Genomic DNA, 7948 nt, shown 5'->3' with positions numbered 1-7948 from the left:
CCGGTGGCCAGAACCTGATCGACGCGGCCAGGCTCCCACACCTGCCAGCCGCCGGGCTGGGCGCTGGCCTGCGTGGAGGCCGGAATCTCCATCGGTTTGGTGATGTTTTGGCCGATAGCCCCTGTCAACAGGGCGAGAGCAGCTATTGAAATAGTAGCAACTATCGTTCTGGCGCTGCCCTTCAAGGTCAGCGCCCAGATCACAAAACTCAAAGCCACCAGCAGCGCGAGCAACGCGCCCGCCCCGTCAATGCCGCTTTGCTGGCCCAGCACCCACACCAGCCATGCCACGGTGGCAAACATGGGGAACGCCATGAACTTCTTGAACGTGTCCATCCACGCGTCGGGGCGCGGCAGCGCACGCGCGATGGCGGGCACCAGGCTGGCAGCCAGATACGGCAGCGCCAGCCCCAGGCCGATGGTGGCAAAAATCAGCAGCGCCTGCACTGCAGGCAAACCGATGGCGTAACCCAGCGATGCGCCCATGAACGGCGCCGTGCAGGGCGATGCCACGGCCACGGCCAGCACGCCAGACAAAAACGCATCGACCGCCGGGTGTTTGGCCTGCAACGTGGCCAGGCCTGAGGGCAGCACATTCCCAAACTCGAACACGCCAAACAGGTTCAGGCCGATCACGGTGTACAGCGCCGCCAGCACCGCCACCACGGCGGGTGACTGCAGCTGAAACCCCCAGCCCAGTCCTTCCCCCGCGGCGCGCAAGCCCAGCATGAGTGCGCCCAGTGCCACAAAGCTCAGTACCACCCCAGCGGTGTAGGCGAACCCGCTGACGGCCTGTGCCCGTTTGTCGTCAGCATGGCGCGTGAAGCCCACCACCTTGATGGCCAGCACCGGGAACACGCAGGGCATCAGGTTCAGGATCAGCCCACCGAGCAAGGCGCCGAGCAGCGCGGCAAGCAGGCCCAAAGGCGGGGAGCTGCCGCCCACCGGGGCGGCGCCCAGTGCCGCATTGGCCTTGAGCGCGGCTTCGAGCGCCGGCGGCACAACCGCAGCGGCGGCCACAGCCGGCCATTCGCCCTGGACCGGCGTTTCAATGCGAAAAGCCTGTTTGTCAAAGGCGACCACCAGGGGCATCAGACGCGGGCTGTCGGTGCGCTGCGTCGACAGCGGCAGTTGCGCGGTCCAGACATCGCCCTGCCAGGCTTGCTGCCAGGCACCGGCCGGTTCGATCACGTTGGCGCTTTCAGGAAACAGCGCCAGGGTCTTGCCCTGCAGGCTGGCAGGCAGGCCGGACAGCGAGACCTTGATCGCCTGGGCCGCAACATCAATGCGGCTGCCCGCGCCGTCCAGCGGCTTGGGGCTGGCGGCAAAAGCCGCTGCAAAAACACCGCTGCTGGAACCGGTGGAGCTGCGCACCGGAATCTGCAACGCAAACTCGCCCTCCTGCGGAATACATTCTTTTTTGCAGACCAGCCAGGCGGCCTTGAGCTTGATGTTCAGCTGGCTGGCGTCAAAACCCGGCGCCACCGTCAGCGGCACTGGCAACAACACGGTGTTTTCGTAGCCGTAGTTGGCGAGGGTGCCGATCGGTATTTTTTTCGGTGTCGGCCAGGCGATCTCACCGGCTGTGATACCCGCAGGCAGCGTCCACTCCAGCACCGTTGGCAGGCCAGAGTCACCGGAGTTTTTCCAGTAGGTGTGCCACTCGGGGATGTGCGCCAGTTGCAGGCCGACCCAGACCGGCTTGCCTGGCTCGACCCCGTCAGGCGCCCAGGCCAGCAGCTCCGCGCGCACCTGGTCGGTACTGACCACGGCGCCAGGAGAAGCCTTGTTCGTGAAGCTTATTTGGGCGCTAGCCCATGTCGGCAGGGCCCCGGCAGCTATCAAAAACAGAGCGGATAAAAAACGGCGGAAGTTCATGGTCATGGTGTGAGCGGCGCTTGCGCCTTTAGTTCCTGCGGGGCCGGGCCTGGGGCGCGTCGCCGGTGCCGCTGCGCGGTTGCATGCTGCGCGTCAGTCGGCAAACCCCAGCACAATGCGCCGCGTCGTTGCACTTTTCTTTTCGATTTTGGTGACGATGACGGCGCCGATTTCGGCCGTGTTGGCCACATGGGTGCCGCCGCAAGGCTGCAAATCGATCATCTGTTCCAGCTCCGGGCCGCCTATTCGTATGGTGCGCACCTGGCCACTGCCGCGCGGCGGCTGCACACTCATGCTTTTCACCAGCGCCGGATTCGCATCGAGTTCGGCGTCGCTGATGCTGCCGACCACCAGCGGGTGCGCCGCAGCAACCAGGCGCGCGATGCCGGCCGTCAGGGCGTCCTTGTCCAGCGGGTCGGTCATGTTGAAGTCCAGCCGCGCGTAGTCGGGCGTGATCGAGCAGCCGTTGACGAGCTGCGGCACCAGGTGGCACAGCAGATGCGTGGTGGTGTGAAAACGCATGAGCCGGTGCCGGCGTTCCCAATCGATGCGGGCGGTGACCTTGTCGCCAACCTGCACACCGGCTTCGTGCCAATACGCCAGCACCGAAGCGGCCGGGTCCGTCAGCTCCGGCAGGTGGCAAATCGCAGCGGTGAACTGTCCCTGCTCGTCTTTCCCCTTGCGGGTGTCGGCAACCGTCATTTCACGTCCGTCAGCGAGCACCAGTACGCCGGCATCACCGGCCTGGCCGCCGCCCAGCGGGTAAAACACCGTGCGGTCCAGCACCAGGCCCTGCGCGCTGATGGCCGTGACCGTGGCCGTGCATTCGGTGAGGTAGGCGTCATCGCGGAACAGGGTTTGCGTCATGGTTTGATAATACTGGCATGAACCGCGCTTCGCCTGTGCCCGCCACCTTCGATGCGGGAAGCCGCGCGCGCATTGTGCTGGCCACGCTCAACGCCAAATACATCCACGCCTCGCTGGGCCTGCGCTGCCTGCTGGCCAACATGGACAAACACGGCGGCGCCGGACTGCGGTCGCAGACGCGGCTGTGTGAATTTGTGATCGGCCAGCCGGCCACGCGCATGGTGGAAGAGCTGCTGGCCCTGCAGCCCCAGGTGATCGGCCTCGGCGTTTACATCTGGAACGTGGTCGAGACCACACAGCTTGTGCGGCTGCTTAAAACCCTGAGGCCGGACATCAAAATAGTCTTGGGCGGGCCCGAGGTCAGCCACGAGGTCGAGCAGCAGGAAATTTGCCGCCTGGCCGATCATGTGGTGACGGGCTGGGGCGACGTGAGTTTTCCAAAACTCTGCCGGGCCTTGCTCGACGGACCACAACCGCTGATGAAGGTGATCGCCGGCGAACAACCGCCGCTGGCCGAACTGGCCTTGCCTTATGAGGAATACACGGCCGAGGATCTGGCGCAGCGGCTGCTCTACGTCGAGGCCTCGCGTGGCTGCCCTTTCAAGTGCGAGTTCTGCCTGAGTTCACTCGACAAAACCGCCTGGGCGTTTGAACTGGACGGCTTCATGGCCGAAATCGACGCCTTGTACCGGCGCGGCGCGCGCAATTTCAAGTTTGTGGACCGCACCTTCAACCTGAAGATCGACAACTCGGTACGCATCCTGCAGTTTTTCCTGGACCGCATCGCCGAGGCGCCCGATGTGTTTGTGCATTTCGAAGTGGTGCCCGACAGCCTGCCAGACCGGCTGAAAGAGTTGATCGCGCAATTCCCCGATGGTGCGCTGCAGTTCGAGGTCGGCATCCAGAGCTTCAACCCCGAGGTGCAGCAACGCATCTCGCGCAAGCAGGACAACAACAAAACCGCCGACAACCTGCGCTGGCTGGTCAAAAAGAGCCGCGCCCATGTGCATGCCGACCTGATCTTCGGTCTGCCCGGCGAGACGCTGGAAAGTTTCGCCCAGGGTTTTGACCGCCTGTTTGGCTTGGCGCCGCACGAGATCCAGTTCGGTGTGCTCAAGCGCCTGCGCGGCACACCGATCACGCGGCACACGGCCGACTTCGCCATGGTCTATGACCCGCAGACGCCGTACACAATTTTGCAGAACTCCACCGTCGACTTTGCCACCATGCAGCGCATCAAGCGCTTTGCGCGGTATTGGGAGATGGTGGCCAACTCCGGGCGTTTCTCCCGCGGCCTGGACCTGTTGCTGGCGCCAGGCTCGGCCTTTCAGAACTTCCTGGCTTTCAGCGACTGGCTCTGGCAAACCACCGGCAAGACCCATGAGTTCGCGCTGGAAAAACTGGTGGACCTGTTGTTCGCCCACCTGATACAAGTGCGTGGCCTGGAGGCGGCCAGCGTGGCTGCCGCGCTGCTGGCCGACTACCAGGCCAGCGGCGCACGCGGACGCCCGCAAAGCCTGGCGGCCTTGCTGGGCCAGGCGCAAAAAACAGCGCTGGTGGGGACTGAGAAACACGGCGCCCCGCGGCAACACCGCCATCTGGGGCAGCAGGCGCTGCGGCTGGAGATTCAGAAGGCCGCAGCGGCGGCTTGAGACCTCGTCGGTTCAGCGGTCCATGGCTGGCCGTTTGGGGTCAAACTTCCAGCCCGGTATCAGGCTCTGCATTGCCATCGCGTCATCACGCGCGCCCAGACCGTGCTGCTTGTAGAGCTGGTGCGCCTTCTCGACCTCGGCCATGTCGAGCTCGACGCCCAGGCCTGGTTTTTTCGGCACCTGCACCAGCCCGCCTTCAATCTTCAAAGGCTCTTTGGTCAGGCGCTGGCCGTCCTGCCAGATCCAGTGGGTGTCGATGGCCGTCACGCGACCGGGCGCGGCGGCGCCGACCTGGGTGAACATGGCGAGCGACACATCGAAATGGTTGTTGGAATGGGAGCCCCAGGTCAGGCCCCAGTCGCGGCAAGTCTGCGCGACGCGCACCGAGCCGGCCATGGTCCAGAAGTGCGGATCGGCCAGCGGGATGTCCACTGATTGCAGCGACAGCGCATGGCTCAGTTGCCGCCAGTCGGTGGCAACCATGTTGGTGGCGGTCGGCAGGCCGGTGGCGCGGCGGAATTCAGCCATCACCTCACGCCCCGAAAACCCTTCTTCGGCGCCGCAGGGGTCTTCGGCATAAGCGACCACACCACGCATGTCACGCATCAGGCGGATCGCGTCTTTCAGCAGCCAGCCACCGTTCGGGTCCAGCGTGACACGCGCTTTCGGAAAACGCTGGTGCAGCGCGCGTATCGCCTCGACCTCTTCCTCACCGCGCAACACGCCGCCCTTGAGTTTGAAGTCGTTGAAGCCATAACGCGCGTGCGCCGCTTCGGCCTGGCGCACGATGGCCTCGGGCGTCACCGCCTCTTCATGGCGCACGCGTGACCAGGCATCGGGTGCGTCGGGCTCGCTGGCATAAGGCAAGTTTGTTTTGGACTTGTCGCCGACAAAAAACAGATAACCCAGCATCTCGACCGCCTCGCGCTGCTGGCCTTCGCCGAGCAGCGCAGCCACCGGCACCTCCAGGTGCTGGCCCAGCAAATCGAGCAAGGCCGACTCGATGGCCGTCACCGCATGGATGGTGGTACGCAGGTCAAAAGTCTGCAGGCCGCGCCCGCCGGCATCGCGGTCGGCAAACTGCTGCTGCACCTTTTGCAGCACCTGCTGGTGCGAGCCAATCGCCTGGCCGACCACCAGCGCGCGAGCGTCCTCCAGGGTCTGGCGGATTTTTTCGCCACCCGGCACTTCACCGACACCGGTGCGCCCGGCGTTGTCGGTCAGGACCAGGAGGTTGCGCGTGAAAAACGGGCCATGGGCGCCGCTGAGGTTGAGCAGCATGCCGTCGCGGCCGGCGACGGGGATCACGCGCAGGTCGGTGATGCGGGGGGTGGAGGTCTGGGGCATGTTATTCAGTCAAATCAGCTTCATCTCAGTCGATGCTTATTTTTCCGGTCTCAATGACTTTTTTCCAGCGCGCAAATTCCTGTTGCTGGAAGCTGGCAAATTGTGCCGGGGTGTTGGCCACGATTTCGAAGCCGACCGACACGAACTGCTGCTTGATCTGTGGATCGTTGAGCGCAGCGACGATGGCCGCATGCGCTTTGGCGCGCACGTCGGCCGGCAGGCCTTTGGGCGCCACCACCGCCTGCCAGGAATACACCACCAGGCCTTTCATGCCCGACTCCGTCAGGGTGGGCACCTCGGGCAGCAGGGTCGAGCGTTTTTCCGAGGTGATGGCCAGCGCCCGCAGCTTGCCCGACTTGATGTGCTGAATCACCGCATTGATGTTCTGGAAGGAGGCATCGACCTGGCCGCCCAGCAAATCGGTGATGGCCGGCGCGCCGCCCTTGTAGGGCACATGGGTGCCGCTGGTACCGGTCTGCTGCCAGAATAGCTCGGCCGTCAGGTGGTCGCTGGAACCATTGCCGGATGACGCAAAACTCATCTTGCCGGGGTTGATCTTCTGGTACGCAACGATGGCGCCCAGCGTCTTGTACGGCGAGGCGGCCGGCACCACCAGCACATTGGGCGCTTGCACGGCAACGGTGATGGTGTCGAAGTCTTTCAGCGCGTCGTATTGCACACCGCGGATCAGGTGCGGCGCAATCACCAGCGGGCCCAGTGAGGTGACCAGAAAGGTGTGGCCGTCGGGCGCGGCGCGTTTGACCTGGGTCGCGCCAATCGTGCCGGTCGCACCGGCCTTGTTTTCGACCACAAAGGGCTGGCCCAGCTTGCTGCTGAGTTGGGTGGAAATCGCGCGGGCCACGGTGTCGGTGGAGCCGCCGGGCGGGAAAGGCACAACCATGCTGGTGGTTTTGGATGGCCAGGCCTGGGCAAGAACGCCGGTGCTGGCAAACAGGCCGATGGCCAAGGTGATGATTAGTTTTTTCACGAGATGTCTCCTGAATGGCGCGCGCCGGGTGGATTAATGACAGGCAAGAGCGCAAAGATAGCGCTACCAATTGGGTATGGTAGCGCTACCCAATGTCTTGTCAAGTCCACAATTCTGCCTTTGGGGATGCGCTAGGTGCGCCCAGCGTCAGGCGCTGTCCCGGTCCACGATGGAAAAACCGACGTCCACCACGCGCTGGTCCACCTCGCGGCCCTCTGCGCGATCAACGATGAATTGCGCGGCCTGGCGGCCAATCGCCATGCCGTCGATGCGCACCGTGGTCAGGGCAGGGTGCAGGTCTGCGGCGAATTCGAGGTCGCCGAAACCGACCACTGCCAGTTGGCCGGGCACCGAAACGCCGCGCACCTGGGCCTCGGTCATCACACCCAGGGCCAGCAGGTCGGAGCTGCAAAACACCGCGTCGATACCTGGCGAAGTTTGCAGCAACTCCGCCAACGCAGCCCGCCCGCTCTTGAGGGTGGTCGGTGCCGGTACGGTGATTACCGGCACCGCTGGCAGGCCGGCGGCCTGCGCTGCGGCATGAAAGGCCTGCTGGCGCCGCTGTGAACGTTCGTCGTCGCCGGCGATCATGGCGAGCTGGCGACGGCCTTTGGCGTAAAGAAAGTCCACCACCGCGCGGCCGACATCGACATGCGAAAAACCGACCAGCATGTCGATCGGTGTGGGTGTCAGGTCCCAGGTTTCGACCACCGGGATGCCGGAAGCCAGCAGTCGCTGGCGGCCCAGCGGCGAATGCATGATGCCGGTCAGCACAATGCCGTCGGGCCGCCGGCTGATCAGCGCGTCCAGCAGCGCGTCTTCGCGCGAATCGGCGTAACCGCTCTGCCCCAGCATCAGCTGGTAGCCCTGGGCCACCAGCGCCTCGTTGAGCGCGCGGACCGTGCCCAAAAACACCGGCCCCGAAATGGTCGGCACCAGCGCCGCCACCAGCCGGCTGCGCGCCGACGCCAGGCCGCCGGCCACCCGGTTCGGCACATAACCGGTGCTGGTCACCGCCTCGGTCACGCGCCGCACCAGTTCGGCCGAGACCTGGCCTGGCGTGTTGAGCGCGCGCGAGGCCGTGATGGGCGCGACGCCGGCCAGGCGCGCCACGTCGTGCAGCGTGACGGCGCCGCTGCCGCGTCGCGTGCGACGTGCCGGGGGGATGGTTTCTTTCTCGCTCATGCTTGCTTTCCCCCTGCCGTCGTTTCCGGGCT

The 7948-nt window shown here is 64.8% G+C and carries 6 protein-coding genes; 1 reads left to right on the top strand and 5 read right to left on the bottom strand.

The window, feature by feature from the left end; genetic code table 11:
• Window positions 1-1877: protein-disulfide reductase DsbD family protein (locus tag ACH2CW_RS07900; RefSeq protein ID WP_395056831.1), on the bottom strand; the 1877-nt coding region annotated here is incomplete at its 3' end.
• Between the two features lie 93 nt (window positions 1878-1970).
• Entirely contained in the window at window positions 1971-2744 is a 774-nt protein-coding gene (locus ACH2CW_RS07895; protein ID WP_395056825.1) for an alanyl-tRNA editing protein, read from the bottom strand.
• Window positions 2745-2761: 17 nt separating this feature from the next.
• On the opposite strand from ACH2CW_RS07895, the gene ACH2CW_RS07890 reads away from it, so the two are divergent.
• On the top strand, window positions 2762-4396 hold the full coding sequence (locus tag ACH2CW_RS07890; protein ID WP_395056823.1) for a DUF4080 domain-containing protein: 1635 nt from the start codon (window positions 2762-2764) through the stop codon (window positions 4394-4396).
• A 12-nt stretch (window positions 4397-4408) separates the two neighbouring features.
• Here the strand turns inward: ACH2CW_RS07890 and gudD are convergent, their stop codons facing one another.
• From gudD to ACH2CW_RS07875, 3 genes are all read right to left on the bottom strand, one after another.
• Window positions 4409-5743, bottom strand: a complete 1335-nt coding sequence (gene gudD, locus ACH2CW_RS07885) for a glucarate dehydratase (protein WP_395056821.1) — start codon at window positions 5741-5743, stop codon at window positions 4409-4411.
• A gap of 25 nt (window positions 5744-5768) precedes the next feature.
• Window positions 5769-6731, bottom strand: a complete 963-nt coding sequence (locus ACH2CW_RS07880; RefSeq protein ID WP_395056819.1) for a Bug family tripartite tricarboxylate transporter substrate binding protein — start codon at window positions 6729-6731, stop codon at window positions 5769-5771.
• A gap of 147 nt (window positions 6732-6878) precedes the next feature.
• Window positions 6879-7916 (bottom strand): LacI family DNA-binding transcriptional regulator, encoded by a 1038-nt coding sequence (locus ACH2CW_RS07875; protein WP_395056817.1) that lies wholly within the window; start codon window positions 7914-7916, stop codon window positions 6879-6881.
• Window positions 7917-7948: the final 32 nt, after the last annotated feature.

Source organism: Polaromonas sp., assembly GCF_043778355.1.
Taxonomy (GTDB): Bacteria; Pseudomonadota; Gammaproteobacteria; order Burkholderiales; family Burkholderiaceae_C; genus Polaromonas.
Note: the sequence above shows the minus strand (reverse complement) of the source record. Positions and strands in the feature narration are given on the sequence as shown.

Bases quoted from the DNA above. Each gene is read 5' to 3' on its own strand.
- ACH2CW_RS07875 (WP_395056817.1), bottom strand. From the start codon at position 7,916: ATGAGCGAGAAAGAAACCATCCCCCCGGCACGTCGCACGCGACGCGGC.
- gudD (WP_395056821.1), bottom strand. From the start codon at position 5,743: ATGCCCCAGACCTCCACCCCCCGCATCACCGACCTGCGCGTGATCCCC.
- ACH2CW_RS07895 (WP_395056825.1), bottom strand. From the start codon at position 2,744: ATGACGCAAACCCTGTTCCGCGATGACGCCTACCTCACCGAATGCACG.
- ACH2CW_RS07890 (WP_395056823.1), top strand. From the start codon at position 2,762: ATGAACCGCGCTTCGCCTGTGCCCGCCACCTTCGATGCGGGAAGCCGC.